22 protein-coding genes and 3 tRNA genes are annotated in these 25,888 nt (G+C 63.0%); 11 read left to right on the top strand and 14 right to left on the bottom strand.

Annotated elements, in window-relative coordinates:
* Window positions 1-7: 7 nt before the first annotated feature.
* From RHODMAR_RS05660 to RHODMAR_RS05650, 3 genes are read right to left on the bottom strand one after another with little or no spacing between them, the layout of a single operon-like run.
* Window positions 8-1,369, bottom strand: a complete 1,362-nt coding sequence (locus tag RHODMAR_RS05660; protein ID WP_008712233.1) for an MFS transporter — start codon at window positions 1,367-1,369, stop codon at window positions 8-10.
* Window positions 1,366-3,132, bottom strand: coding sequence for a hydantoinase B/oxoprolinase family protein (locus RHODMAR_RS05655; protein WP_008712230.1), 1,767 nt, complete (start codon window positions 3,130-3,132; stop codon window positions 1,366-1,368). The genes RHODMAR_RS05660 and RHODMAR_RS05655 overlap by 4 nt, the downstream gene beginning before the upstream one ends.
* Window positions 3,129-5,234 carry a hydantoinase/oxoprolinase family protein gene (locus RHODMAR_RS05650; RefSeq protein WP_008712228.1) on the bottom strand — a complete coding sequence of 702 codons (2,106 nt, stop codon included), beginning with the start codon at window positions 5,232-5,234 and terminating at the stop codon, window positions 3,129-3,131. The genes RHODMAR_RS05655 and RHODMAR_RS05650 overlap by 4 nt, the downstream gene beginning before the upstream one ends.
* A 237-nt stretch (window positions 5,235-5,471) precedes the next feature.
* On the opposite strand from RHODMAR_RS05650, the gene RHODMAR_RS05645 reads away from it, so the two are divergent.
* Window positions 5,472-6,209, top strand: a complete 738-nt coding sequence (locus tag RHODMAR_RS05645; protein ID WP_008712225.1) for a GntR family transcriptional regulator — start codon at window positions 5,472-5,474, stop codon at window positions 6,207-6,209.
* Here RHODMAR_RS05645 and RHODMAR_RS05640 read toward each other — a convergent pair.
* The 3 genes from RHODMAR_RS05640 to RHODMAR_RS05630 all read right to left on the bottom strand — a co-directional run bounded on the left by RHODMAR_RS05640 (window position 6,183) and on the right by RHODMAR_RS05630 (window position 12,116).
* Window positions 6,183-7,331, bottom strand: coding sequence for a pyridoxal phosphate-dependent aminotransferase (locus tag RHODMAR_RS05640; RefSeq protein ID WP_008712223.1), 1,149 nt, complete (start codon window positions 7,329-7,331; stop codon window positions 6,183-6,185). The genes RHODMAR_RS05645 and RHODMAR_RS05640 overlap by 27 nt on opposite strands.
* A gap of 118 nt (window positions 7,332-7,449) precedes the next feature.
* Window positions 7,450-8,553 carry a Glu/Leu/Phe/Val family dehydrogenase gene (locus tag RHODMAR_RS05635; RefSeq protein WP_008712221.1) on the bottom strand — a complete coding sequence of 368 codons (1,104 nt, stop codon included), beginning with the start codon at window positions 8,551-8,553 and terminating at the stop codon, window positions 7,450-7,452.
* 86 nt (window positions 8,554-8,639) lie between these two features.
* Window positions 8,640-12,116 (bottom strand): indolepyruvate ferredoxin oxidoreductase family protein, encoded by a 3,477-nt coding sequence (locus tag RHODMAR_RS05630; protein WP_042938135.1) that lies wholly within the window; start codon window positions 12,114-12,116, stop codon window positions 8,640-8,642.
* A gap of 151 nt (window positions 12,117-12,267) precedes the next feature.
* On the opposite strand from RHODMAR_RS05630, the gene RHODMAR_RS05625 reads away from it, so the two are divergent.
* The 4 genes from RHODMAR_RS05625 to RHODMAR_RS05610 all read left to right on the top strand — a co-directional run bounded on the left by RHODMAR_RS05625 (window position 12,268) and on the right by RHODMAR_RS05610 (window position 15,544).
* Window positions 12,268-12,771, top strand: coding sequence for an Lrp/AsnC family transcriptional regulator (locus RHODMAR_RS05625; protein ID WP_008712217.1), 504 nt, complete (start codon window positions 12,268-12,270; stop codon window positions 12,769-12,771).
* A 180-nt stretch (window positions 12,772-12,951) separates the two neighbouring features.
* The gene (locus tag RHODMAR_RS05620) at window positions 12,952-13,713 is read left to right on the top strand and encodes a CoA transferase subunit A (RefSeq protein ID WP_008712216.1); all 762 of its coding nucleotides are present in this window, start codon (window positions 12,952-12,954) and stop codon (window positions 13,711-13,713) included.
* A complete protein-coding gene (locus RHODMAR_RS05615) occupies window positions 13,710-14,357 on the top strand; it encodes a 3-oxoacid CoA-transferase subunit B (RefSeq protein WP_008712213.1) in 648 nt (215 codons plus the stop codon). The genes RHODMAR_RS05620 and RHODMAR_RS05615 overlap by 4 nt, the downstream gene beginning before the upstream one ends.
* The gene (locus tag RHODMAR_RS05610; protein WP_008712210.1) at window positions 14,354-15,544 is read left to right on the top strand and encodes an acetyl-CoA C-acetyltransferase; all 1,191 of its coding nucleotides are present in this window, start codon (window positions 14,354-14,356) and stop codon (window positions 15,542-15,544) included. The genes RHODMAR_RS05615 and RHODMAR_RS05610 overlap by 4 nt, the downstream gene beginning before the upstream one ends.
* Window positions 15,545-15,891: 347 nt before the next feature.
* Here the strand turns inward: RHODMAR_RS05610 and RHODMAR_RS05605 are convergent.
* From RHODMAR_RS05605 to RHODMAR_RS05595, 3 genes are all read right to left on the bottom strand, one after another.
* A tRNA-Arg gene (locus tag RHODMAR_RS05605) sits at window positions 15,892-15,964 on the bottom strand.
* Window positions 15,965-16,014: 50 nt separating this feature from the next.
* A tRNA-Ser gene (locus tag RHODMAR_RS05600) sits at window positions 16,015-16,104 on the bottom strand.
* A 123-nt stretch (window positions 16,105-16,227) separates the two neighbouring features.
* Entirely contained in the window at window positions 16,228-16,992 is a 765-nt protein-coding gene (locus RHODMAR_RS05595; RefSeq protein WP_042938133.1) for a dienelactone hydrolase family protein, read from the bottom strand.
* A gap of 93 nt (window positions 16,993-17,085) precedes the next feature.
* On the opposite strand from RHODMAR_RS05595, the gene hisC reads away from it, so the two are divergent.
* Complete coding sequence (gene hisC / locus RHODMAR_RS05590) at window positions 17,086-18,141, top strand: histidinol-phosphate transaminase (RefSeq protein WP_042938168.1); 1,056 nt, start codon at window positions 17,086-17,088, stop codon at window positions 18,139-18,141.
* Here hisC and RHODMAR_RS05585 read toward each other — a convergent pair.
* Together RHODMAR_RS05585 and RHODMAR_RS05580 are read right to left on the bottom strand one after the other, a co-directional pair.
* Entirely contained in the window at window positions 18,130-19,176 is a 1,047-nt protein-coding gene (locus RHODMAR_RS05585; protein WP_042938167.1) for an alpha/beta hydrolase, read from the bottom strand. The genes hisC and RHODMAR_RS05585 overlap by 12 nt on opposite strands.
* Before the next feature lie 316 nt (window positions 19,177-19,492).
* A complete protein-coding gene (locus RHODMAR_RS05580) occupies window positions 19,493-19,696 on the bottom strand; it encodes a DUF3072 domain-containing protein (protein WP_008712200.1) in 204 nt (67 codons plus the stop codon).
* Between the two features lie 160 nt (window positions 19,697-19,856).
* Here RHODMAR_RS05580 and RHODMAR_RS05575 point away from each other — a divergent pair, with 160 nt between their 5' ends.
* Together RHODMAR_RS05575 and RHODMAR_RS05570 are read left to right on the top strand one after the other, a co-directional pair.
* Complete coding sequence (locus RHODMAR_RS05575) at window positions 19,857-20,192, top strand: excalibur calcium-binding domain-containing protein (protein WP_008712199.1); 336 nt, start codon at window positions 19,857-19,859, stop codon at window positions 20,190-20,192.
* A gap of 78 nt (window positions 20,193-20,270) precedes the next feature.
* Window positions 20,271-21,194, top strand: coding sequence for a pseudouridine synthase (locus RHODMAR_RS05570; RefSeq protein ID WP_232433587.1), 924 nt, complete (start codon window positions 20,271-20,273; stop codon window positions 21,192-21,194).
* A gap of 17 nt (window positions 21,195-21,211) precedes the next feature.
* Here the strand turns inward: RHODMAR_RS05570 and RHODMAR_RS05565 are convergent, their stop codons facing one another.
* Window positions 21,212-22,024 carry a formate/nitrite transporter family protein gene (locus RHODMAR_RS05565; protein WP_042938165.1) on the bottom strand — a complete coding sequence of 271 codons (813 nt, stop codon included), beginning with the start codon at window positions 22,022-22,024 and terminating at the stop codon, window positions 21,212-21,214.
* Window positions 22,025-22,106: 82 nt separating this feature from the next.
* Between RHODMAR_RS05565 and RHODMAR_RS05560 the strand changes: the two genes are divergently transcribed.
* A complete protein-coding gene (locus tag RHODMAR_RS05560; RefSeq protein WP_157225995.1) occupies window positions 22,107-22,958 on the top strand; it encodes a hypothetical protein in 852 nt (283 codons plus the stop codon).
* 122 nt (window positions 22,959-23,080) lie between these two features.
* Here RHODMAR_RS05560 and RHODMAR_RS05555 read toward each other — a convergent pair.
* Window positions 23,081-23,170: transfer RNA gene (locus tag RHODMAR_RS05555), tRNA-Ser, on the bottom strand.
* Between the two features lie 45 nt (window positions 23,171-23,215).
* On the bottom strand, window positions 23,216-23,728 hold the full coding sequence (locus RHODMAR_RS05550; protein ID WP_008712193.1) for a MarR family winged helix-turn-helix transcriptional regulator: 513 nt from the start codon (window positions 23,726-23,728) through the stop codon (window positions 23,216-23,218).
* Between the two features lie 77 nt (window positions 23,729-23,805).
* Between RHODMAR_RS05550 and mgrA the strand changes: the two genes are divergently transcribed.
* A complete protein-coding gene (mgrA, locus tag RHODMAR_RS05545) occupies window positions 23,806-24,840 on the top strand; it encodes an L-glyceraldehyde 3-phosphate reductase (RefSeq protein WP_008712192.1) in 1,035 nt (344 codons plus the stop codon).
* Between the two features lie 35 nt (window positions 24,841-24,875).
* The gene (locus RHODMAR_RS05540; protein ID WP_008712190.1) at window positions 24,876-25,865 is read left to right on the top strand and encodes an NAD(P)H-quinone oxidoreductase; all 990 of its coding nucleotides are present in this window, start codon (window positions 24,876-24,878) and stop codon (window positions 25,863-25,865) included.
* Window positions 25,866-25,888 lie beyond the last annotated feature (23 nt).

Raw genomic sequence — 25,888 nt, 5'->3', positions numbered from 1 at the left:
GGCTGCGTCACGGTTGCATGGACTGATCTTCGGCGGCGGTCCGCGACCCCAGGGCCTCGGCTCGGCGTCCTACGGTCAACAAGATCACGATACCCCCGACCATGACGGCCGCGATGGCCAACAACGCGTAGGTGTAACTGCCCGTTGCTGTTTCGATTGCTCCGGTGGCGTAGGGCCCGATGAAACCGCTCAAGTTGCTGACAGAGTTGATCAATGCGATTCCTGCTGCTGCCGCAGCACCGGTCATCGACATGGCCGGGATGCGCCAGAACTGCGGCATCGCGGTGTAGATGCCGGAGATGCTCACGCAGACAGCCACGATGAACAGCGGCCCGTTCTGTGTTGTTGTCGCGCCGATCAGGCCGAGGACACCGAATGCCATGGGTACCGTCGTCGAGAACACCGCTGACCGCTTGCTCGCTATGCGAGACCACAAGATCATGACGACGATCGCGGCTACCGATGGGATCGCCGCAAGCAGAACGCTCGAGACGTTCGCTGCTGAACCGATTGTGCTCGAAAGGTTCTCGATCATCGTCGGAAGGAAGAACGCCAGTGGATAGAGACCGAACACTATCGCGAAGAAGGAGACGGCGAGCGCCCAGGTCCGTTTGTTGGTGAGAGCTTCGCGCATTCCTGTGAGTCCACCGTGTGTCGTCTGCGTGGCAGCCTCCGCTTCGAGAATGCCTTCGATGTGGTTCTTCTCGTCGTCGGTCAGCCATTTGGCATTGGTGGGTCGATCGGGAAGGAAGAGGAAAATGACGATACCGACGAGGACTGTGAGAAGTCCCTCGACGACGAACAGCGAACGCCAACCGGCGATGCCCAGCAGCGACTCGCCCCATTTCAGCAAGGCTGCAGCGATCGGTGCACCGATGATGCTGGACAGGGGAATGGCAAGGAAGAACGCAGACATCGCCCATGCCCGTTGTTTCTTGGGGAACCAGAACGTCAGGAACAGCAGTATGCCCGCGGCAAGGCCTGCTTCGGCGAAACCGAGGATTACGCGCGCGATGTAGAGCTGGGTGGCGGAATGGACTGCACCGGTGAGTGCGGTGACGATTCCCCACGAGACGATGATTCGACTTATCCAGATTCGTGCGCCGAATCGGCGCAGCATCATGTTGCTCGGAACTTCGACCAGGATGTAGCCGAGGAAGAACAATCCTGCGGCGAGACCGAGCTGCGCTGTTGTCATTCCAAGATCCGCAGTCATCGGTTTCGCGATGTATCCCAGGTTTGCGCGGTCGATGTAACTGATGACGTAGGCGACGCCGACGAGCGGGATGATCCTGACGGCGATCTTGCGCCACAGCCGACGTTCGATCTCCTCGTCGAGTGGCACGGGTGCGGGAGTGGTTTCGGTCATGACAGTGGCCTTCCATGGGAAGAGGAGGTCGAGCTGAGTGGCTTCGTTCTGGCGTCTCGAGTGGCGTCGACGAGGACGGTGAGCGCATCGGCATCGATGGCGACGCCATAGTCACGAAGAGCACCGGCGACGGTCACTTTCCCGTCGATCACGTCGTCGAGGACGCGCTGTGGGTCACGCGCATAGGGATTTCCGTATCCGCCGCCACCGGCGGTGACTTGCCGATGCTTGCTGCCGGCGGAGACCGTCAGGTGAGGTTTGGCAGGGAGTAGCTGCTCGGATTCGGTACCGAATCCGAGAACGTTCTGAGACGGGGCACCAGTACCGCCGCCGTCCAGTCCGTAGGGAACACTCAAACGTCGATCGGAACGGATCTGCACTGTCGCTCCGTCGTGTAGCACTGTCATATCGCGGTAGGTGGAGACGCCGCCGCGGAACGCGCCCGGGCCACCGGAGTCCGGCAGATACCCGTATCCGTGGATGCGGATGTGGCCGGATTGCTCGAGCTCTTCGATCGGCGTGTTCGCCAGGTTCGCCCCGAGTGGACTGATTCCGTCGTTGCCGTCACCGGTCGGAGTTGCACCCCACGATCCGCAGAGGATGTCCCACAGGATCACCGATCGGCCGTCGGCCTCTGTGATGCCGACCGCCACGGAGTTCGGTCCACCGTCGCCTGCTGCGGGTACACGATCTGGAAAAGCAGGCGCGAGAGCCCCCAACACGGTGTCGATGACGCGGTACGCGACGAGCCCCCGGGCTCCGCGCGCGGCGGGCCGTTGTCCGGACAGAATCGAGGCCTCGGGAATGACGAAGGTGAACGGGCGGTAGAAACCACTGTTGGCAGGAATGTCCGATCCGAGAGCCCCCTGCAACGAGGCGTAGCAGGCGGATCGGGTGAACGAGGCCGTGGCGTTCAGCGCTGACGCCACCTGAGGCGAGGACCCCGTGAAGTCGAACGTGATGTCTGTTCCGTCGATGGTGACGGCAACGACGAACGGGATCGGGTCGGACCCTAGACCGTCGTCATCGATCTGATCCTCGAACGTGTAGTGACCGTTGGGTGCTCGGTCGAGTTGGCTGCGCACCAGCGTCTCCGAATAGTCGAGCAATTCGTCGACGAGCAGGTCGAACTCGTCGCGCCCGTACTTGTCGGCAAGCCCCTGCAATCCGACGCCGCCTGCGTGGCAGGCCGCGAGCTGCGATTCGAGATCGCCTCGAAGCAGTTCCGGTTCACGTACGTTGCGCAGAATCAGATCCAGGAACGTGGTGTTCGTTGCACCGGCCGACACCAACCTCGACGGCGGAATCTGGACTCCTTCGGCGAAGATCGAGGTCGACTGCACGGCCATCGAGCCGGCTGCCCAACCCCCGACGTCGGTGTGGTTGACGACGGTGACGGCGAATCCGACCAGCGATCCGTGAGCGAATGTCGGTGCAACCGCGAAGATGTCGGGCAAATGCATGCCACCGAGATCGGGATCGTTGAGGATGTACACGTCACCGTCGGTGATCGAGTCGCCGAATGCGTCCATGATCGCCGCCATGGCATCTGGTATCGACCCGAGGTGAACGGGACATGTGTTGGCCTGCGCGACAATCCGACCCCTCGCGTCGCACAGTGCCGCCGAGAAGTCCATGCTGGATGCGACGATCTGCGAGTGGGCGGTGCGAAGGATGGTGATCGCCATTTCATCTGCCAGCCCGGAGATCGCGTTACGGAAGACCTCGAATGTCGCTGCATCGCGAAGTGTGTTGTTACTCATGCGCCGATCTCTTTCTTCCAGCTGATGACAATGTTGCCGTAGGTGTCGAGTCGCGCCGTGGCGCCGGGTGGGACCAGCGTCGTCGAATCCATGTCCTCGACGACGAGAGGTCCAGGCTCGGCAGTGGCGCTCAGGTGCGCCCTTGTGACGACCGGCGTTTCGACCGGTGCCCCGAAGTAGCAAGTACGCCAGCTGCGTTCTCCGGGATCGGTGGTGTCCGGGAGGCCGAGTGCACGGTCGATCGTGACTGCGCTGCGGACGAATCCCCGGACTCGAACGTTGACGATCTCGACGAGGGCGTCCGATCCCGACCGGCCGTAGGTCTTGAGGTGCTCGGCGTGGAACCTGTGACGTGCCTCCGTGAATGCGGTATCGAGCGGGCCTGCTGGCAGCGTGATTCGCAGATCGAAACGCTGTCCGTGGTAGCGCATGTCGAAGATGCGCTCCAGCTCGATGTCCCCTTCACCCAGATGAGCGCGCACAGCAGCCGACATCTCGTCGAACACGGACGCGAGTTCGGTGAGCGACTCGAGTTCGTCGCGGTAAGGGGTGACCACCTGATGTTCGCTGTCCGCGACCAACAGTCCGAGGCTGCTGAACAGGCCGGTGTGCACGGGGACAACGACGGTGTCGATGCCGAGCTCGCGGGCGAGACTCGCACCGTAGAGCGGTCCCGCACCACCGAATGCGACCATCGTTGCATCGCGGGGATCGCGGCCACGCTCGCTGGTCACGGCCTTGACTGCTTTGGTCATACTCGAGATCGCGACGTCGTACGCACCGCGTGCGGTGGATGCGGCATCGCTGTCGATGCGCTCGGCGACGACACCGAGCACCTTCTCCGCGAGCGTGGGTTGAATCGTCACCCTTCCTCCGGCAATGGAACTCGGATTGAGGTATCCGAGAACGACGTTCGCGTCGGTCAACGTGGGCCGATCCCCTCCCTGGCCGTAGCACGCCGGTCCTGGTCGGGAGCCTGCAGAGCTCGGGCCGACGTGGAGCGCACCGGCGGCGTCGACGTCGATGATGCTGCCGCCGCCCGCTCCGACCTCGGCGATGTCGATGGACGGGACCCGAACGGCATAGCCCGCCCCTTTGCTCATACTGCGCGTGATGTTCATGCCGCCGCCGACCTCGTAGTCGTTGGCAACGAATGGTTCACCGTTCTCGATGAGCGATGCTTTTGCTGTGGTTCCGCCCATGTCGAAGGCGACTACATTGTCGAGTTCGAGCAGCTGAGCGAGCTTCTGTACGGCGATGACTCCGGCTGCGGGCCCGGATTCGATGATCTGGACGGGTCGCTCGACGACGGACGAGGCGTCGAGCAGTCCTCCCGAGGACTGCATGATGGAGAACGGTGCGTCGATACCACGCTCGAGCAGAGAGGCGGCCAGAGTGGTCACGTAGTCGTGGACGACGGGGCCGACGTAGGAGTTGACCACTGCGGTGCTGCTGCGCTCGAACTCTCCCGGTTCTGGCGAGATGTCCACCGACGCAGTGACGTACACGCCGGGCAATAGTTCGCGCAGGCGGTCGGCGACAGCGCGTTCCTGTGCGGGCGCGACGTGCGAATGAAGAAGGCAGACGGCGACAGCTTCGATTCCGTCGGAACGAAGCCGCGCGGCCAGTTCGTTCAGCTCTTCGGCATCGACCTCGCGAGTGACGTCGCCGTCAGCCTGTATGCGCTGATCCAGCTCGTATCGATAACGGCGAGGCGCGAGTGGAGTGGGTTTGCGCCACGACAAGTCGTAGAGCAGCGGCCGTCGCAGTCGTCCTAGTTCGAGCACGTCGCGAAATCCCGCGGTGGTGACCAATGCTGTACGGGCACCGCCCATCTCGAGGATGGCGTTGGTGGCAACCGTCGTCGCATGCAGGATGGCATCGATGTCGGCCGCCTCGATCTGGGCCGCGTCCATGGCGCGGGCAACACCGTCGATGACGCCGGTTCCGAAATCCGGCGGTGTCGACAGGACTTTCATCGGCACGATTTGCGAGTCGGGGCCGAGCGCGATGACGTCGGTGAAGGTGCCTCCGATATCGGCACCGATGCGCCAGGTGGCGGCCGAGCCTCCGGGAAAGTTCTGCGGGTCTGGCTGTTTCATGGTTCTCCTGATCGGGTGGACACCACTGTGTTGGCGTCGTGCGCTCGGACGGATCGGCGGCTTGGGCGCCAGGCGTACGAGCCTCGGGGAGCGCAGTGTGTCCTGCGTCATAGCTACCTTAGACCGCTTGAAAGATATCAACAAGACGAATTGATATCTTTCACCTGGATGTCACACGCTTCGAGGAGTTGTACCTTGTGTGAAACATGGTCGACCGATGAACAGAAGATGGGTGTCATGAGATACGAGCCGGCGATATTGCATCCGAGAGACGGGCACGGTTCGATGATGGATCGCGCGTACCTCTCGCTCAAGCGAGACATCATCGAGCTGGTACGCCCACCCGGGCAGAACTTCACCGAGTCCGATGTCGCCGGCGCACTCGGCTTGAGCAAGACGCCGGTGCGTGAAGCGCTTGCGCGCCTGCACAGGGACGGCCTCGTCACACCGCTGCCGCGAGCGGGTTACGTCGTCTCGCCGATCACTCTCGGGGATGCGGCCGACCTGTGCGACATGCGCACCCTCCTGCAAGGTGAGGCTGCCGCACTCACCGCGGCCAGGGGGTTGCCGTCGGATCGCCTGGATCGCCTGATCGAACTGAGTGTCGACGACGGGTACGGAGAGCTGGGCGGCCCGCATCTCGACGGGCGTCTTCGTGAAAATTACGAGTCCGAGTCCATCGTCGCGAACGGGTGTGGAAACGAGCGACTCACCGCGAGCATCGTCGACGTCTTCGACGAGATCGAACGCATCGTGCGGTTGGCCGTGCGGTTGTCGCCGTCGATGCCCCCCTCGCGCATCGACGAGCGAAAAGCGATCGTCGATGCCATTGTCGCGCGAGACCCCGAGGCGGCACGGTCGGCCATGCGACGCCGGACGCTGTCCGCGCGACGCGAGATCGTCGACGCACTCACGACGAGTCACGCGGTGACGTCGACCCCGATTCTGCTACCGCAATTGACCGACCTCGCCTGATGTGAGGAATGCACCGACTCGCTCGCCGAGTGCAGAGACCGAGTCGATGTCGGCACCGTAGAGCAGTCGGACGTGGCCGGCCGGCGCATGGAATCCGTCTCCCGACAGCGCGGTGATGCCGTGGTCGAGGAGCGATTCTTCGAGTTCGCGACCGGTGAGCCCGGATGCCGACAGGTCGGCGAGCAGGAACACCCCCGCATCGGGGGTTGCCGCGGGAACTGCGAATCGAGCCACGGCGCGGACGAGTTCGTCTCGGCGCTGCTTCATCGTCGCGAACTCGACCTCGAGCCAGTCTTGCGGGCCGCTCAGCACCGCCACTGCGGCTGCCTGGGGGACGGACCCCACGTCGATTGCGTCCCACTCGAAAGCAGAATGAATCTTCGTCAGCGTCGGGGCGGCGGCGTGTACGTACCCCACCCGCCAGTTGGTGAACGCATAGTTCTTGCTCAGGCTCGTGACGGTGACGATCCGATCGGTCGCGGGTGTCGTGCTGTCGGCGAGACTACGAAGCGGAACGTAACCGGGACCGGAGTGCACGTAGCGCTCGTAGGACTCGTCGGACAGCACGTAGAGATCGTGCTGCTCGGCGATGTCGACGATCGCGCGGAGCACCTCTACCGTTGGAGTGTTGCCCGTCGGATTGTTGGGATTGCACAGCAGAATCGCTCGCGTGGTGCCGTCTATCGCATCTCGGATCGCCGCCGGGTCGATCGACCATCCATCCGATGAGGACGTGGCAACGTACTTCGGCTGCGCACCGGCCGACCTGAGCATTCCATCGAAGAAGTAGGTCGGGGTCGGCACGATCACCGAGTCACCAGGCGCGACGAGTGCTCGGAGCGCGACGCTCATCCCGTGCTGAGCGCCGTGTGTGACCAGCACTTCGGATTCGGGATCGACCGTCATCGAATGCGTGCTTCGGAGGGTATGGGCGATGGCCTCCCGTAGCGCGGGCGTACCTCTGGTCGCTCGCGCATGCGGTTGTGCAGCAGCGACGCTGACTGCGTCCACGACATGCTGCGGCATGGGAAGCACGGGCACACCGCGAACCGGGACGAGATCCTCGCCCCTGTCGATGCGAGCCTTCACGCGTTCAGAGAATGCGAGTGCGGATAGACGCATATTTCCACTCCTTGAGATATCAGAAACGCTCCCTGGTATCTTACTGCCGTCTCGCAGTAACTCACCCATCGTCGACCAATTTCGCCTTCACGCCGCGCGATCGGTACCCCGAGTCACCTCATCGGCGCACGCGACTCGCATCACCCAGGCGCTCACGGACAATGGCATCCGCCGCTTGACCGGCCAGGATTCCCTGATCATGTTGGCGTCCGAGGATGCTCGTGACGGTAGCGCCGATGTGTTCGACTTGCTCCACGACCTCGTGGCGGGGCTTGTTCTCGATCTCACCGGCCACCTGGATGAGGCCACCACTGTTGGAGACGAAGTCCGGAACCCAGACGACGCCCCTGTCACGAAGCATTTCTTCGACAACCGGTTGTGCGAGCTGGTTGTTCGCCGCTCCGCACACCACGGCTGCATTCAAAATGCGCACGGTGGTGTCGGTGAGTGTGGCGCCCATGGCGCACGGAGCGTAGATGTCGATGTCCTTGTCGATTACTGTCTCAGCGATGGCCACACGTGGAAAGTCGGCTGTGACACGTTGCAGAGCGGCGGCATTGACATCCGAGGCAATTATGGTTGCCCCGGCCTCGGCGAGCAGCGCGATGAGGTTGTATCCGACCTTGCCTGTCCCTTCGACCCCCACTCGCCGTCCGGTCAGATCCGGAGATCCCCAGATCGATTCTGCGGCAGCAAGAATGGAATAGAAGACCCCTCGGGCGGTGAGGGGGGCGCTGTCGCCGGATCCTCCGGCTGCGGGGGTGCGGGCAACGACGTGGTCGGTCGAGCGTCCGATGATGTCCATGTCGTCGGAGGTAGTTCCGACGTCGCCCGCGGTGATGTAGCGACCACCCAGCGTGTCGACGAAACGCCCGTACGCTTCGAGCAGGGCCGGGGTCTTGACCAAGCCCGGGTCGCCGATGAGAACGGCCTTACCCCCGCCGAGTCGCAGCCCGGCAGCCGCCGCCTTGTAGGTCATGCCGCGGGAGAGGCGGAGTGCATCGGTCAACGCCGCATTCTCGTCGCGATACGGAAAGAAGCGCGTGCCTCCCAGGGCGGGGCCGAGGGCGGTCGAGTGAATCCCGATGATCGCCTTCAGTCCGGTTTCCTTGTCCTGGCAGAACACCACCTGCTCGTGGGGTGAATCATCGGCGAAGTCCGGTCGGTCGAAAACACCTGAGACAGTGGGGAGAAGAGTGTGATCGACGACGTCGATGGTCATGATTGCGCTCCTGAATTCTGATCGATTCGGTCGATAGCAAGGACATGTTGTGATTGGCGTAGATCGAACCGAGAGGCGGCGTTCCTCTAGTTCGACCCGAGGGAAGGTGCGTCGATGCCAAGCCTTCTCAGTGCGCCGAGGTAAACAGCGATATTGCGCATCTTCACGTCCTCGTAGCCTCGGATGAGGTCAGCTGTCTGCGCGAACTCGACTGCTGTGCTGTAGTTCTCAGTCGATAGTGCTGCAGTCAGCTCGTGCACGGTTCTCTCGTAGTGCGCAAGCAAGGTGCGTTCGATGCGGCGGACTTTGGCGTAACCGAACGGATCGAACGGCGTGCCGCGCAGGAACTGGCCTCGGGCGAGGAGCTTCAGCGCTACGTGACTCCTGGGGCCCATGCCGATCTTCTTCTTGCGGCCCAGAGCTTTCAATGCCGGCGGGTGCAGTTTGTAGGTCAATTTCTCTCCGCGGGGGACCTCGGCGGCGACCGATGCAACGAATGCGGGGTCGGTGAGCATCCGCGCGACCTCGTACTCGTCCTTGTACGCCATCAGCTTGTGCAGCCCGTGCGCTACCGCGTCAGTGAACTGAGTTCCGACACCGATCGATCGATCGGCGTCCCACACCGACTGGAGTGTGGACAGGTATCGGCGCGCATGACCTCTGCCTTGATACGACATCAACTGCGCTGCACGCCGTTTCACCAATTCGAGCGTGTCTCCCTCGATAGTCAGACCTTCGAGCAGGTCGGCGGGAACTTCGGTGTCGCTGCGGGTCGCCGCAACGGTCGGTGTCACCGCGTCCGAGAAGATCTTCGGCTCGGCCACGTGAGTGCGGCCCCAACGGAACGCAGCGATGTTCGACGCCACGGCAACCCCGTTGATGGTGATTGCCTCTTCGATCGATTCCGACGGAATCGGCAGACCGCCGGCTTGGTAAGCGGCACCGACGAGGATGAAATTGGCGGCGGCGGTGTTGCCGAAGAGAATGTCCGATGCGGCGAGAGCGTCGAAGGCGTAGATGTGCGCGGACCGCGACGCAAGGCGGCCGGTGAGATCGTCGTCGGCAGGGTACTGAACCGACGGGTCGTAGACCATGTCCCCGGTCGGGGTTTTGCTGGTAGAGGCAATCGTGACGGTGCGGTCGGCATGGCCGTAGCCGACGTTCTTGACGTCGGCAGCGGTCAGGAGATCGAAAGCGAGGATGCAGTCGGCCGAGGATGGGCTGATGCGGTTCGACGCTTCAGTGCGTTCGGTCGAGAGCCGCAGGTGTGAAGTGACGGGGCCGGCCTTCTGACTCAAACCGGTTTGGTCCAGTCCCTCGACATGAAGACCCGCGCGTAGCGCCGCCATACCGAGTACCTGGTTGACCGTCACGATCCCGGTGCCGCCGATTCCAGCCAAGAACAGGTTGTGAGTTCCGGTCAGCGCAGCCCGTTTCGGTTCAGGTAGGGACGGAGCCTCGGGAACCGCGGTGCGTGCAGGCTTGGTGCCCTCGGGGATTTCGACGGTCACGAACGAGGGGCAATCGCCTTCGAGGCAGGAGTAGTCGGTGTTGCACGAGCTCTGGTCGATGGTGGTCTTGCGCCCGAATTCGGTGTCGATCGGTTGCACCGACAGGCAGTTGCTCTTGACGCCACAGTCGCCGCACCCTTCGCAGACGGCCTCGTTGATCACCACACGAGTGCGGCGTGCGGGGAGGTTGCCGCGCTTGCGCTTCCGACGCGCTTCGGCGGCACATTGCTGGTCGTAGATCAGCACGGTGACACCGGGTGTATCGCGCAGAATGCGCTGAGCTTCGTCGAGACGTTCACGTCCCCACAGCGTCGTCCCGGCAGCGAGGGAGGCACCGCGGTGACGTTCGGGTTCGTCGGCGCAGATGATGATTTTGCGGACGCCTTCGGAGACGAGTTTGTGGGTCAGTTCCGGAACGGTGAGTCCGGCTTCGGCGTCTTGGGCTCCGGTCATGGCGACAGCGGAGTTGTAGAGGATCTTGTAGGTGATGTTCACCCCGGCAGCAATGCAGGCTTGCACTGCGAGTTGGCCCGAGTGGAAATAGGTTCCGTCGCCTACGTTCTGGAAGATGTGGTCGACGTCGGTGAAGGCGGACTGACCGATCCACTGCGCGCCCTCCCCGCCCATCTGGGTCAGCCCTGTCACCTGTGAATCGGTCCGCGCGGACATCGTGACGAGGGTGTGACAGCCGATGCCGCCGCCGGCGAGAGACCCTTCTGGTACCGCGGTGGACCGGTTGTGCGGGCACCCCGAGCAGAAGTACGGCGCCCGCTTGGCGGGCAACACGGTCAGATCCAGCACAGGAAGTGGCGGTTTCGGCAGGTCGGCATACCCGGCGAGAATCCGGCGCAGCGGACGTACCAGTCGTGCGGCGGTGAGCTCCCCGTCCGACGGCACGAGGGCCTTGCGGTCCGAATCCTGTTTACCGACGACACGAGGGGCACCGGTCGATCCGTACAGTATTTCTTTGACCTGCGTTTCGACGAACGCCGTTTTGTCCTCGACGACCATGACCGTGTCCAGGCCGTCGGTGAACTGCCGAATCTTTTTCTCGCCCAACGGGAAAGGCATGCCGATACGCATGACACGGATGCCGAGATCGAACAGCCGCGCGGAATCGAGCTCCAGTTCGTCGAGAGCTTGACGGACGCTGTCGTAGGCGGTTCCGACTGCCACGATGCCCAGCCGCGCGTGCTTCGGATCGATATCGATGCTGTCGATGTCGTTCGCTTCGTTGAACCGGCGCACCATCTCCCAGCGCGGGCCGTACATGTCGGCCTCCGCGAGCAGGCTGTCAGGCGGGGAAGCGAGAATGCGTTGCCGGTAGCTCCACGGCCGACCCTCCCATTCGATCTCGGGCCGCTCAATGGTGAAGTCCGCAAAGTCTCGGTCCATCGTCCAGATACCGTCCGCGACATCGGCAACGAGCTTCATCGACGACCAGCACCCGGACACCCGCGACAACTCCACACCGAGCAGGCCGAAGGCGATCACTTCCTCGGCGTTACGCGGAAAGAAGATCGGCATCCCCAACGCGGCCAGGGACTTTTCGCTCGCCGCGGGAACACTGGACGACTTCGCTGCTGGGTCGTCCCCGACGAGCACGAGCACGCCCCCCGCTGGGTGAGCACCGTACATGGTGCCGTGACGAAGCGAATCGCTCGCTCGGTCGAGTCCGGGGCCTTTCCCGTACCAGACCCCGACGATACCGTCGTGTGTGCGTTGGCCTTTCGGCAATTCCATCTGACTGCCCCACACCGACGTGGCGGCCAATTCCTCGTTCATGCCGGGCACCAGACGGACGTCGTGCTCCTTCTTCAACTCCGGAATCCCGGCCAGAAGACGATCGAGACCGGCCAAGGGGCTCCCCTGGTAGCCCGAGACGAACGTCGCAATACTCCTGCCGGCCCGGCGATCACGCTCGTGCTGTTCGACCAACTGCCGCGCAATTGCCTGCACCCCTGTCATCAGCACAGGACCGGACGTGATTCGGTAGCGATCATCGAGGTCGACAGCGCGGGGAACGGTCCGTAATTCTTCGACCTGTGTCATGAGGTGAATCCAATCGGTGCATCTGACGCGGAAGCAACACTGCATTTTCTTCGCTAAGACTGCATCTGTACGCTCGATCGATCAACAGATTGCACTACAACTATTCATATCGTTCAGTCAGTAACGACGATCACGTTTGGAGTTGGACCAAATGCTCAACATCGACCGGCTCGACATCGAGTTGCTCGGTGCCCTCTCACGCAACGCGCGGATGGGCATCATGGAACTGGCGTCCACTCTCGGAGTAGCGCGCAACACCGTCCAAGCGCGGCTGAGCCGCATGATCGAGGAGCACTATCTGGCCGGCTTCCGGCCGGACATCGACTTGGCCGAGGTCGGAATCGCAGTGCAGGCGTTCATGGCGTTGGAGTTGCAGCAAGGCAGGCTGCAGTCCGTGGTCGATGCACTCACATCGATGCCCGAAGTACTCGAAATCCACGCCACGACGGGCCGGGAAGATTTGCTGGTTCGTGTCGCCACCACAACACAGGCCGAGCTACAGGACCTGATCCAAAAGGTGGTATTGGTGCAGGGCGTTTCGCACTCGAGCACAACTCTCGCCTTGACCACGCCGCTGCACTACCGAATCCAGCCTCTGCTCGAGCATCTCGGTCAGCAACGTGGATGGGGACGATCGACCCCCATTCCTCGGTGAACTCCCTCTGTTCGCACTTCTCGTTCTGTTTGCGCGCTTGCGTTCACTGAATGGACGGTCTGCCTTGGATTGGCCATCCTGTGAGCACTTCAGGCGAGACCCTTTACCGAAAGCTAAAGGTGTAGTTCTCTGTTCGAGATGCGGCGTGTGGTCGCACAATGAACGGGCAGGACAAGAATCATGACCGAAAAAGTGTGGAAGTCGGCTGCCGAGGCGGTCGCGGACATCGGCCGAGGGGCGACCATCGCGGTCGGCGGCTTCGGGCTGTGCGGTATCCCCGACGCCCTCATCGAGGCCATCGCAAACACCGACGCCACCGAACTCGAAGTATTCTCCAACAACTGCGGCGTCGACGGCTACGGACTCGGAATCCTCCTGGCCGCCGGCCGCATTCGCCGAGTCACCGCCTCCTACGTCGGTGAGAACAAAGAATTCGCCCGCCAGTACCTCGCCGGCGAACTCGAAGTCGAACTCACCCCACAGGGCACCCTCGCCGAACGCCTGCGCGCCGGAGGCAACGGAATCCCCGCCTTCTTCACCCCCGCCGGAGTCGGCAGCCCCATCGCCGACGGCGGAATGCCGTGGCGCTACCACACCGACGGATCCGTCTCGATCGCATCGCCGCCCAAGGAAACTCGAGTGTTCGGCAACAAACGCTACGTCCTCGAAGAATCGATCAACGCCGACTTCGCACTCGTGCACGCCGAGACAGGCGACACTGCAGGCAATCTCGTGTTCGACAAGACCGCCATGAACTTCAACCCCCTCGCCGCAATGGCCGGCAAGATCACCATCGCGCAGGTCGAGAACCTCGTCGAGCCCGGCGAGATCGATCCAGCACAGGTCCACCTCCCCGGCGTGTTCGTCCAACGCCTCGTACACACCGGGCCACAGGACAAACGCATCGAAAAGCGCACCGTCAGTTCAGGAGTTCGAGCATGAGCACAGGATGGACCCGCGAGCAGATGGCCGAACGCGCCGCCGCGGAGATGATCGACGGGGAATACGTCAACCTCGGTATCGGGCTACCGACACTCATCCCGGGATACCTCACCGACAAGGTCGAGGTCACCCTGCACTCGGAGAACGGCATCCTGGGCACCGGGCCCTACCCCACCGAGGACAAGGTCGACGCCAACCTCATCAACGCCGGCAAGGAAACAGTCACCGTCGATCCCGGTGCCGCGTACTTCGATTCGTCGCTGAGCTTCGGCATGATCCGCGGCGGCCACATCGACACCGCCGTCCTCGGCGGCATGCAGGTCTCGAGAACCGGTGACCTCGCCAACTGGATGGTGCCCGGCAAGATGGTCAAAGGCATGGGCGGCGCAATGGACCTCGTACACGGCGCCCGCCGGGTCATCGTCGTCATGGAACACACCGACCGCGACGGCAACCCGAAGATCCTCGACGCCTGCACCCTCCCGCTCACCGGCCAAGGCGTCGTCGATCGCATCATCACCAACCTCGCCGTCATCGACGTCGTCGGCGACGGAACCCTCGCACTCGCCGAACTCGCACCCGGCGTCACCACCGAGCAGGTCGAAGCAGCTACCGGAACCGAATTGAAAGTGGAACTGTCATGACCACGTCTGTCATCGTTGCCGGAGCGAGAACCCCGGTCGGGCGATTGGCCGGATCGTTGAAGGACTTCTCGGGTTCCGACCTCGGCGGTATCGCGATCAAGGGCGCACTGGAGAAGTCTGGAGTCGCACCCGAGCTCGTCGAATACGTCATCATGGGCCAGGTCCTCACCGCAGGTGCCGGCCAGATCCCTGCACGGCAGGCCGCCGTCGCCGCCGGGATCCCGATGAATGTTCCGGCACTGACGATCAACAAAGTGTGCCTGTCGGGTATCGACGCCATCGCGCTGGCTGATCAGCTCATCCGCGCAGGCGAGTTCGAGATCGTCGTCGCAGGCGGCCAGGAGTCGATGACGCAGGCACCTCACATGCTCGAAAAATCCCGCGCAGGCTTCAAGTACGGCGACGTGACGATGAAAGACCATCTCGCGTACGACGGCCTGTACGACATCTTCACCGACCAATCAATGGGCGGGCTCACCGACGCTCGCAACCAGGGTGCAGTTGCGAGCACTCGTGAGGAGCAGGACGCCTTCGCGGCTGCCTCCCATCGCCGTTCGGCGACGGCGTGGAAGAACGGTGTCTTCGACGATGAGGTCGTTCCAGTGGAGATTCCACAGCGCAAGGGCGATCCGATCGTCTTCGCTCACGACGAAGGCATCCGCGCCGACACCACCACCGACACACTCGCGAAGCTCCGTCCGGCCTTCTCGAAGACCGGCACCATCACCGCGGGTAACGCGTCGACGATCAACGACGGTGCTGCTGCTGTGATCGTGATGAGCAAGGCCAAGGCCGAGAGCCTCGGACTCGAATGGATTGCGGAGATCGGTGCACACGGTGTGGTTGCCGGCCCCGATTCGTCGCTGCAGTCCCAGCCGGCCCGGGCGATCGCCGTGGCGTGCGCCAAGGAAGGAATCGACCCGAAAGACCTCGATCTGATCGAGATCAACGGGGCCTTCGCCGCGGTCGGTATTGCCTCGACCCGTGAGCTCGGCATCGATGAGGACAAGGTCAACGTCAACGGTGGTGCCATCGCGATCGGGCATCCGCTGGGAATGTCCGGCGCACGTATCGCACTGCATCTGGCGCTGGAGTTGCAGCGCCGCGGCGGCGGTATCGGCGCGGCCGCTCTGTGCGGCGGCGGCGGCCAGGGCACCGCCCTGATCGTGCGCGTCCCGAAAAGGTAGACCCCTGGAATCGAAGCGGGCGAGAACAGCCAGGCACTGCGGATTTCGAGCCAGCTCCTGGCGAACTGGCTCCGTCACGGCGGTGGACCGTCAGAAGGGATCGGACCCGACCTAGAACAACGTGGCCCGCCTTGCCCGCTGGAGTCAGGCGCACAGTCGACGTCGGTTCGGCTGTCCGGCAGCAATTCAGAGCTATCTATTTACCAACGTCCAACCAGCCCACTGTCGTCCGAATCGCTCGACACTTACGCTGCCGGAGAGATCGTTTGTGCTAAGTGGGAGGCACATCCAACACATTGAAAGAGCCCCTGAGCTGCGAATATTCGCAGCTCAGGGGCTCTTTTCTGTGCGCCCGAAGGGATTCGAACCCCTAACCTCCTGATCCGTAGTCAGGTGCTCTATCCGTTGAGCTACGGGCGCATGTTCAGTTATCCAACTGGTCTAGCTGAACGGTAAAACTCTACCGTTCGTGGCGGAGGCGAGAGGATTTGAACCTCCGGTCCCGGTGAAAGGACAAGTCATTAGCAGTGACTCCCATTCGGCCGCTCTGGCACGCCTCCTAGGCTGCCGGCCCTCTCGGACCGCCGAGGAAAGAGATTACCCACAGCGGAGGCCAGAAGGCAAAACGGCTGGTCGACGCCTCAGGTTCGCACGGCGTTCGCGTAAAAGATGCTTGTTGCTCGTCAGCGCATGAAGCTGTCGAACCAGTCGAAGATTCGCGTCTGCGCATCGACGAGAGCGGCCTCGGCCGGATCGCTGTGGTCACTGCTGCCGGGCTGCTCCCGTTGATAGTCGGCGCGATGCTTCACACCGGAATAGCTGACGACGTTCGTGGCCACTGAGGAGCGCGTGGCAGCGTCGCGAAGGGCTTCGATGTGATCTGGTGGGGTGTGCGGGTCGTCCTCGCCGTAGAGACCGAGCCAGGGGGCCTGCAGCTTGGGTGCAGCGTCGACCAACGCGACTGCCTCGGAGTTGAGTGGTTCGACGATGCCCGCTGCGGCGACACTGACCGCTGCCCCGACCGGACGGCTGGTAGCCACGATCAACGCTGCGGTGCCTGCGTCGTCGAAACCGATGACTCCGACACAATCGGGATAGACCCCGCGCTGAACGAGCCAGTCGGAGGTGGCGTCGAAGTCCGCGAAGAGGTCGTCACCGAAGACTTCCTTGTCATCGCCGTGACCTCGATGAAACAGATTCGGGGCGACGGCAAGCCACCCTTCCAATGCGAGTGCACGCAGCAGATCGAGCAGAGACTCGGGGACCTCGCGCGCCTCGTGCAGGACGACGATTCCGCCGCGCGGTGGTCCGTCCGGTTCGACGGCCGTCAGCGGCACCTTTTCTTGCGGGGGAGATTCGTGCGCGGACGTGTCCACCACGTCGTCTGCACCCACCGAAGGCGCAGAGGCGGAACGAAGGACTGCGGAGTCTTTCAAGATTCCCGACATACTTAACGAAGATAGGACGATCGGCCCGGTCGCGCACAGCAATATCACGGACGCGTAGAAGTCAACCCCGAACCCGGGCGCATAATGGCACTCGTGACCGCGCACATCCGCCCCGACCTCGACGCCATTCCCGCCTACGTTCCCGGCCGAAACTTCCCGGGTGCCATCAAGCTGGCGAGCAACGAAACGACGCAGGGCCCGCTGGCCAGCGTGCGTGACGCCATTGTCGAGGCTGTCGGTGGAGTCAACCGCTACCCGGACATTCGGGCGACGGCGCTCGTCGAATCGTTGGCGAAGAAGCTCGGTGTCGCGGAAGAGAACGTCGCGGTGGGTAACGGTTCGGTTGCACTGTGCCAGGAGGTCGTTCAGGTCACCTGCGGCCCCGGCGACGAAGTGCTGTTCGCGTGGCGTTCGTTCGAGGCGTACCCGATCATCACCCGTGTTGCGGGCGCGACGCCCATCCAGGTTCCACTGACCGCGGACCACGTGCACGATCTCGACGCGATGCTCGCGGCGATCACCGAGCGCACCCATCTGATCTTCGTATGCAACCCCAACAACCCGACTGGAACTGTCGTCCAACGCGAGAAGCTCACGGCGTTCCTCGATGCGGTGCCGTCGAACATCCTCGTGGTGCTCGACGAGGCCTACTTCGAGTACACCCGTCCCGGCACCGACGGCGATCACATCGACGGCGTGGAGCTCGCGCGCGGACGACGCAACGTCATCGTGCTGCGCACCTTCTCGAAGGCGTACGGTCTCGCCGGCTTGCGGGTGGGCTACGCCGTGGCCGATCCCGACGTGATCACTGCACTGTCCAAGGTGCGCATCGCGTTCGCTGTGAGCACGATTGCGCAGCAGGCAGCTCTGTCGTCACTGGAGGCGTCTGCAGAGCTTCTGGCGCGCACCGATGCGCTCATCGCCGAACGTGACCGAGTGCGCGACGCTCTGGTCGCAGGCGGCTTCGACGTCGGACCGTCTCAGTCCAATTTCGTGTGGCTTCCGTTGGCCGAGCGGTCCGGTGAATTCGCTGCCGCTGCAGCCGAGCAAGGCGTATTGCTACGCGCCTATGGAAACGACGGAGTGCGGGTCACCATCGGCGACCCGCACGAGAACGACGCGTTTCTGAAGTGTGCTCTACAGGCCTAGCGCGCGTTCGAGCGTCGGCCAGGACTCACGCAGATCGTCCTGCCAGTACGGCCAGCCGTGGATGCCGTAGGGGCGGTAAACGACCGTAGCGGGGATGTCCAGCGCCCGTAGCCGAGTATCGAACACAGTCATGCAGTACAGCGCCGCGGCCTCCAGCGGCCCGCCCTGGAGGGCACTTTCGACTCCACTGCCACCGGGGCCGAGTTCGTACGGGCCGGGCAGCCCGGTACCCACCGAGATGTAGACGTCCTTGCCGCGCAGGGCCTCCGCGTTGGCAGACGGGTCGTGCTCGACCCACAGAGGATCGGAGTTCTCGCCCCACATGTTGGTGGCGTTGCCGCCGTTCATCGCGACTGTGGCCCGTACCGCATCCTTGAAATTGTTCTGCGAGTTGTCGTAGCAACCGCTCAGACCGGCGACACCGGTGTAGAGGTCGGGGTGACGCGTGATCAGATCCATCGCGGCCTGGGCACCCATCGACACACCTGCGATCGCGTTGGTGCCGTTACCGGAGAAACGCGCATCGATCAGCGGCGGCAACTCCGACGTCAGGAAGGTCTCCCACTTGTTCACACCGAGAATCGGATCCGGGACGTTCCAGTCGGTGTAGTAACTGCTCGATCCACCGACCGGGAGCACCACATTGACCTGCTTGTCCGCGAAGAAGTCGACGATGTCGGTCTTCTGCGTCCAGGTGCTTTCCTTGTAATCGGATTCCTTGCCCGCACTCACACCATCGAGCATGTAGAGCGTCGGACGAGACACGGCCTGCGCGGCCGGAAGAAGTACCTGGACCTGAATAGCTCGGCCCATTGCTGGAGACTCCACCCACACCGCCGCGCGACGGTCGGTCAACATGTCCACACGATCGATACGCGCCGACGCGAACGGGAGGGACTGAGCGCCGATACCGGGCACCGCACCGCCACCATCAGCACTGCCGGTACCGGGCAGTGGCTGCGCACCGGCCAGACCCGACCCGAGCAGAGAAACTGCCAAGACAGCTCCCGCTACTGCCAACACACGACGGTGCATCTGATTGCCCACTCTCCCCCTGCGCGGCCCCTTCGGGCGCAACACAAACAACATCTGTTACTCAACGTACCCACCGATATGCGCGCACGCCAAAGCTGTGGGTCCGATCACAATAGCCGTGCGCGAGTAGCTACAAAAGTCTGCATGAACCTTTGTTAGATGTACCGAAAAAATACCGGTTCACCTGGTCCGATGCAGTCATTGATACAACGACGCAAAGTCCACTCGATGTGACATTCGATAGCCGATACCTGGGCCCGGAAACGGCTGATTTCGGGGGTCGATGTCACATCGAGTGGACTTCCGATCCGGACACTCAGCCGCGGCCGGTTTCGCCCTGCAACTTGTCGATCATTTCCGACGCCTGCGCCTTGTTGAGATCCGCGGGAACGTCCTCGCCTGCCTCTTGCGCGAGAGTGCCCAGGTAGCTCTTCTGCGGCCCGGTCATCGGCTCGTCACCGGTGACCCAGTCGTCGGGATCCTTCTCGGGGTTCTGATTGACCTGCTCGTTTTCGCTCATACGTTCGTAAATACGCCCGATGGGCTCATTTCAAACACAGTCGGGCTGCACTGCTCTCGAGATTCCCATCCCGGCAGGCATCGGTCAGGCGAATGACTTCATTGACAGTTAAATCAAATGGCGAGGATGATCCGGATCACACCCCCTCGATTGGAGTTCCATGAACGCGAAGAACCGACTGGTCAAGATAGGTATCAGCGGCATGATCGCCGCTGCTGCAATGGTCACTGCACCCGCAGTCGCCTCAGCCGATCCGATCACCGATTTCCTGTGCAACAGCGGCTCGGCTCAGTTCTGCCCCGTGTTTCTGCCGCCACCGCCCCCGCCTCCTTCCCTGCAGGCGGCACCTGCGCCGCGATCTGCGCCAGCACCGTCCACATTCGAGTACAAGAACTGCGATGCAGCCCGTGCCGCGGGTGCCGCACCGGTCTATCGCGGCGACTACGGCTTCGGCCAGCATCTCGACCGCGACAACGACGGCATCGGCTGCGAGTGACGAACTCGCACTTGTGCAGGTAGATCGACCCGAAATATCTGCACAAGTGCGACCTCGGCGGGCAGCTACGCTCACTCGGTGAGACGACGCCAGCAGCCGCCCCTGGCGAAGCGGCACGGTCTCGATCCCGCCCGAGTTCGGATGCCCGAGGACGGAACATGGCGCACCGTCCGCGACTTTCTCGTTGCGAGCGAACGACGCATCCCCCCGCACCGGATCGACGCGATGCTCGCAGCCGGCGACATCGTCGACATGAACGGCCCTCTCTCGCCCGACGCCCCGTACGTGGCCGGCGAGGCGGTCTGGTTCCACCGCGATCTCCCGACGGAAACCGTTGTACCGTTCGACATCTCGATCGTGCACCGGGACGACGCACTGCTGGTGATCGACAAGCCGCATTTTCTGCCGACCATCCCCCGCGGCGGGCACATTCTGCAGACCGCACTCGTGCGGTTGCGTCGGGAACTCGATCTACCGCAGCTGGTACCCGCTCACCGACTCGACCGCGTCACGGCAGGGTTGGTTCTCTTCGTCGTGGACCCGAGTCTTCGCGGCGCGTATCAAACCCTGTTTCAGGATCGGAAGGTTCACAAGGAGTACGAGGCGATTGCGCCCCATGACCCGGCCCTGACGCTGCCCACCGTCGTCCGCAGTCGAATCGTCTCGGAGAAGGGGCAATTCACCGCCCGCGAGGTGGTCGGTGAACCCAACGCGCACACCACCGTCGAACTCTTGGATCATCGAGACGGGCTGGGGCGCTACCGACTGACGCCGTTGACCGGCCGCACCCATCAGCTGCGACTGCACATGAATTCACTCGGTGTACCCATCCTCGGCGACGATCTCTACCCGAAGGCCACCGACCGGGCCGTCGAAAATTTCACCGACCCACTTCAATTACTGGCCAGCTCAATCGAATTCAAAGATCCGATCTCCAAATCGATCCGACGCTTCGAGACCGGCCTGAGCTTGGCGCGATGGGCGTCGGACAGCAGTCCGTGAACCCCAGCCCCACTCGACTACTCAGGATTCTTTCTTCGTTCGGACTTCACGAGCTCCTTCGTGCGCACCAACCGCAGAGCGGTGACCAGTACGACGCCGCCGATGATGTTGAAGACCACCGTGTAGCCGAACCATTCGATCCAGTCGCGGTAGCCCACGTCGGCCCCGGAGTGGATGGCCCCGAAGATCAGCAGGGAATCGAGAATCGAGTGGAACAGCTGCAATCCGGCCAGTAAGAAGCCGGCTGCCATGGCGGCGATGATCCGTGCGACGTCGGAGGTCGTTCCCTGCTGCATGCGGGTCAGTAGCGTCATCGTGCTGCCGCCGAGAACGGCCAGGCAGATCGACTGCAGATCGAGCGGTGCGTCGACGAAATGATGCGCTGCCTCGGACAACACCTCGAGCCACTGCGGAAACGCGTGCGCGATCAACCACATCACCAACCACCCGCCCAGCAGGTTCGACAGCAGCGTCCCGATCCACAACTTCACCAGCTGCAGAGGTGTTCCGTCGCGGGACACCACCGCGGCGATCGGCATCAGGAAATCTTCGGTGAACAGCTCACCGTGGGCGAGATAGATCGCCACCAGGCCGATGCCGAACGCCAGGCCTGCCAGCAGATGGCTGTCGGTCTCGTCCAGCACCGCGAGGTACGCCATCACACCCAGCGCAACTTCGAGCCCGCCGAAGAATCCGGTGATCAGCACGGTGCGAACGGTGCGGTGCAAGCGCTCGGCACCTTCGGATACGACGGCGTCGAAACTCTCCTCGAGTTCCTCCTCCATGGGGCCCTCGTTGTCGCCGTCGTTGCGCCGTGCTTGTTCGCTCATGCGCAGGTAGTACCCGCTCGACCGGTATTGATACCCATTCGTCGGCGATACCGTCGACGACGTATCGTCCACCGTGCCCGAGGTGGTCGATGGGAAGGATCTGTCGGTGGCGACTACGGCACTGTCCAGCACGTTGAAACCACGCAGAATGACGCCGATCCTCACCCTGGTGGCCTGTGTTATTGCCGTCGCAGTCGCTGTCCTGCCGTCGAGTATCGCTCAGGTGTGGCCCGGCAGCGGGTCCATCACTCGTCGGTCGTTGGAGACGCGGGTGCGCCCCGCATTCGTCGAGTACTGGGCGACCGGTGAGGCGAAACCAGGAGTCGCTCTGGCCCAGGTCGTTGCGTATTGGCAGGGGTTTCACGTGGTCAAGGCCGTGGCCGCCGCCCTCCTGCTTACCGTCCTCGCCGTACTGCTGTTCGATGTGTGGCGTCGCTACGTCGCCGCGGACCGTCGCGGCCGGAGGTGGGCGCTCGGCACATTCGGCGCACTCGGTGCACTTGCCTCACTGGTAGCGCTCCTGATCGTGGTCGCCAACATCCAAGGCTCAGTAGCACCGCTGTCCTCGGTAGTGAGCTTTCTCCCGACCGACGGATCCGATCAGGCGGTCGCGACCACAGCCGATCGGATCACCGCAGAGCTGCGCACCGGCGCATCCACTCCCGTGCTCGACGCCTTGGTGAGCGATTTCAGGGTTTATCACGCAGCAGTGGTGGTGAGCGCAGGACTGACGACGCTGCTGCTCCTGGCCGGCGGCATCGCCGTGTGGCGGCGTTCTCGTCTCGACAAGAACGAGCGTCGGCTGCGCGGAATCACCGCGACGGTCATGTTGCTGCTCGCACTGTCCTTCGGCGTCGTCGCGGCGGCGAACCTGTCGACGGTCATCGATCCTGCCTCGGCGCTGCTGGCCTTCTTCGCGGGCGGCGGCTCGTAACCGATGCCCGTCAGATGTTCAGCGTCCCTTGGCTTAGACCACTGGAGAGCCGATCAGCGGACCACACCGTTAAAGGACAAGCTCTGATCTGCACCGTTCGGTGAGATCAGGGCCTTGCTCGATGGCGGAAGCGGAGGGATTTGAACCCCCGGACGCTTTTACACGTCTCTCGCTTTCAAGGCGAGTGCATTGGGCCGCTCTGCCACGCTTCCGTGTGCGATTCTAAACGGCCGGGCAACGAGAGTCCCAATCGCCCCTCACCGTCGCGGTGCGGTACCGGACGCGTCCATCGCGGCGTCGACTTTCTCGAAGATGTCGCCGAGCACCTCGAGCTCCTGCGGCGAGAGGATGTCGACGAGGTGACTGCGGACGCTGCGGACGTGCGTGGGTGCCGCCTCCGCCAATCGGCGACGGCCTTCCTCGGTGATCACGGCGAGCACACCTCTACCGTCGTCGAGGCAGGTGCTGCGAGAGACCATGTCCTGAACTTCCATGCGCCGGATCTGATGCGTCAGGCGACTTCTCGAGGAGAGGACACCGTCGGCCAGCTCGCTCATCCTGATCGAGCCGTCGATCGATTCGGACAACATGACCAGGATGCGGTATTCCGCCATCGACAGGTCGTGGCCGTCCTGCAGATCCTTGTTCAGTACCCCCATCAATCGTTGCGCGCCATCGACATAGGCACGCCATGCTCGCATTTCCGCAGTGTCGAGCCACTGCGGGTCCCCCCCGGAACCAATGGCTAATTCGGTCGTCACGCGCGTCATCCTAAGCAAGAAATCTACTCACGAGTAGCTTGCGCTGGTTGAATGTTCGATTCCAACCCGAGACCTATTGTCGAGTTATGACAGATCCCAACATCGACCCGCCGTACGTTGCCTCGGCCCACAGATACGAATCCATGGTCTTCCGACCATTGGGGTCCCGCGGGCCGAAACTCCCGGCGATCTCGTTGGGACTGTGGCACAACTTCGGCGACGACGTACCACTTATGAACCAGCGCGCGATCCTGCGTCGCGCCTTCGATCTGGGTATCACGCACTTCGATCTGGCCAACAACTACGGCCCGCCGTATGGCAGTGCCGAGAAGAATTTCGGACGCATCTTCTCGGAGGATTTCGCCGGATATCGCGACGAGTTGATCATCTCGAGCAAGGCCGGCTGGGATATGTGGCCCGGCCCCTACGGCTTCGGCGGCTCTCGCAAATACCTGCTGTCCTCACTGGATCAGTCGTTGACGCGGATGCGCCTCGACCACGTCGACATCTTCTACAGCCACCGGCCCGACCACGACACCCCGATCGAGGAGACCGCCGGGGCACTGATCAGCGCAGTGCAGCAAGGCAAGGCGCTGTACGCGGGCATCAGCTCGTACAAGCCCGAGGGGACACAGAAGATGGCAGACCTGCTGGCCGATGCCGGTGTTCCCCTGCTGATCCACCAGCCCAGCTACTCGATGGTCAACCGCTGGATCGAACCCGAACTACTCGCCACACTCGACGCGGTGGGCGCGGGCGTCATCGCGTTCTCACCCCTGGCTCAGGGCATGCTGACCGACAAGTACCTCGACGGCGTTCCGCCGAATTCGCGAGCAGCGCAGGGCAAGTCGTTGAACCCGGACTGGCTCACCGACGACCACATCGGACACCTGCGAGCGTTGAACGACATCGCGGCCACTCGCGGCCAATCTCTCGCGCAACTCGCGCTGAGCTGGGCCCTGCGCGACCGAAGAGTGACATCGGTACTGATCGGCGCATCGAGCGTCGAGCAGCTCGAGAACAACGTGGCAGCGCTGGACAACCTGGACTTCACCGACGACGAACTCGGGCAGATCGACCAGCACGCCGAGGACTTCGGGATCAACCTCTGGGACCTGTAGGGGTGCCTGCGGCAGCGGTGGCGCATCATGGATGCATGCACGCCATCACATTGAAAGAGTTCGGCGATCCCGACGTCATGGAATGGACTGAGGTACCCGGCCTCCGTCCAGGGCGCGGGCAGGTCATCGTCGATGTCTCGGCCACCGCCGTCAACCGGGCCGATCTGATGCAGCGTCAGGGGGCGTATCCACCACCGCCCGGCGCCAGTGAGATTCTCGGGCTCGAATGCTCGGGCATCATCTCCGAACTCGGCGAAGGTGTCAGCGGCTGGAACGTCGGCGACAAGGTCTGCGCGCTGTTGGCCGGTGGAGGCTACGCCGAACAGGTCGCCGTGCCCGCCACCCAGCTGTTCCCCATTCCCCGGGGCCTCGATCTTCATGTGGCCGCGGCACTTCCGGAAGTTGCCTCCACCGTGTGGTCCAACCTGGTGATGGACGCACACATGCGCTCGGGCCAGGTGCTGCTCATCCACGGCGGCGGTAGCGGAATCGGCACGCACGCAATCCAAGTGGCCAAGCAGATGGGCGTCACCGTCGCGGTGACTGCCGGCTCGAAGTACAAGCTGGACATGTGTGCCGATCTCGGTGCCGACATCATGATCGACTACAAGAACCAAGACTTCGTCGCCGAGATCCGTTCGCAGACCGACGATCACGGTGCCGATCTGATCCTGGACAACATGGGTGCCAAGTACCTCGACCGCAACATCGATGCCCTGGCCATGGACGGCACGGTCGTCACCATCGGGATGCAGGGCGGGGTGAAGGGCGAGCTCAATTTCGGCAAGCTCCTCGCCAAACGTGGCTCGGTGCACGCGGCGGGTTTACGTGGACGCCCCGAGACCGGGCCGTCGAGCAAGGCGAACATCGTCGCGGACATGACTGCGCACCTGTGGCCGATGATCTCCGAGGGTCGCGTCACCGCCGTCGTACACGCCGAGATTCCGATAACCGAAGCAGCTCGAGGACATCGAATGCTCGACGAGGCCGAAACCATCGGAAAGGTGATTCTGCGAGTCCAGTAGCGCAGTTCAGGGGTCGTGCGTGG

The sequence above is a fragment of the Rhodococcus sp. AW25M09 genome (genome assembly GCF_000333955.1).
GTDB lineage: Bacteria > Actinomycetota > Actinomycetes > Mycobacteriales > Mycobacteriaceae > Rhodococcoides.
Note: the sequence above shows the minus strand (reverse complement) of the source record. Positions and strands in the feature narration are given on the sequence as shown.

Bases quoted from the DNA above. Each gene is read 5' to 3' on its own strand.
- RHODMAR_RS05660 (WP_008712233.1), bottom strand. From the start codon at position 1,369: ATGACCGAAACCACTCCCGCACCCGTGCCACTCGACGAGGAGATCGAA.
- RHODMAR_RS05655 (WP_008712230.1), bottom strand. From the start codon at position 3,132: ATGAGTAACAACACACTTCGCGATGCAGCGACATTCGAGGTCTTCCGT.
- RHODMAR_RS05650 (WP_008712228.1), bottom strand. From the start codon at position 5,234: ATGAAACAGCCAGACCCGCAGAACTTTCCCGGAGGCTCGGCCGCCACC.
- RHODMAR_RS05645 (WP_008712225.1), top strand. From the start codon at position 5,472: ATGAGATACGAGCCGGCGATATTGCATCCGAGAGACGGGCACGGTTCG.
- RHODMAR_RS05640 (WP_008712223.1), bottom strand. From the start codon at position 7,331: ATGCGTCTATCCGCACTCGCATTCTCTGAACGCGTGAAGGCTCGCATC.
- RHODMAR_RS05635 (WP_008712221.1), bottom strand. From the start codon at position 8,553: ATGACCATCGACGTCGTCGATCACACTCTTCTCCCCACTGTCTCAGGT.
- RHODMAR_RS05630 (WP_042938135.1), bottom strand. From the start codon at position 12,116: ATGACACAGGTCGAAGAATTACGGACCGTTCCCCGCGCTGTCGACCTC.
- RHODMAR_RS05625 (WP_008712217.1), top strand. From the start codon at position 12,268: ATGCTCAACATCGACCGGCTCGACATCGAGTTGCTCGGTGCCCTCTCA.
- RHODMAR_RS05620 (WP_008712216.1), top strand. From the start codon at position 12,952: ATGACCGAAAAAGTGTGGAAGTCGGCTGCCGAGGCGGTCGCGGACATC.
- RHODMAR_RS05615 (WP_008712213.1), top strand. From the start codon at position 13,710: ATGAGCACAGGATGGACCCGCGAGCAGATGGCCGAACGCGCCGCCGCG.
- RHODMAR_RS05610 (WP_008712210.1), top strand. From the start codon at position 14,354: ATGACCACGTCTGTCATCGTTGCCGGAGCGAGAACCCCGGTCGGGCGA.
- RHODMAR_RS05595 (WP_042938133.1), bottom strand. From the start codon at position 16,992: ATGTCGGGAATCTTGAAAGACTCCGCAGTCCTTCGTTCCGCCTCTGCG.
- RHODMAR_RS05585 (WP_042938167.1), bottom strand. From the start codon at position 19,176: ATGCACCGTCGTGTGTTGGCAGTAGCGGGAGCTGTCTTGGCAGTTTCT.
- RHODMAR_RS05580 (WP_008712200.1), bottom strand. From the start codon at position 19,696: ATGAGCGAAAACGAGCAGGTCAATCAGAACCCCGAGAAGGATCCCGAC.
- RHODMAR_RS05575 (WP_008712199.1), top strand. From the start codon at position 19,857: ATGAACGCGAAGAACCGACTGGTCAAGATAGGTATCAGCGGCATGATC.
- RHODMAR_RS05565 (WP_042938165.1), bottom strand. From the start codon at position 22,024: ATGAGCGAACAAGCACGGCGCAACGACGGCGACAACGAGGGCCCCATG.
- RHODMAR_RS05550 (WP_008712193.1), bottom strand. From the start codon at position 23,728: ATGACGCGCGTGACGACCGAATTAGCCATTGGTTCCGGGGGGGACCCG.
- mgrA (WP_008712192.1), top strand. From the start codon at position 23,806: ATGACAGATCCCAACATCGACCCGCCGTACGTTGCCTCGGCCCACAGA.
- RHODMAR_RS05540 (WP_008712190.1), top strand. From the start codon at position 24,876: ATGCACGCCATCACATTGAAAGAGTTCGGCGATCCCGACGTCATGGAA.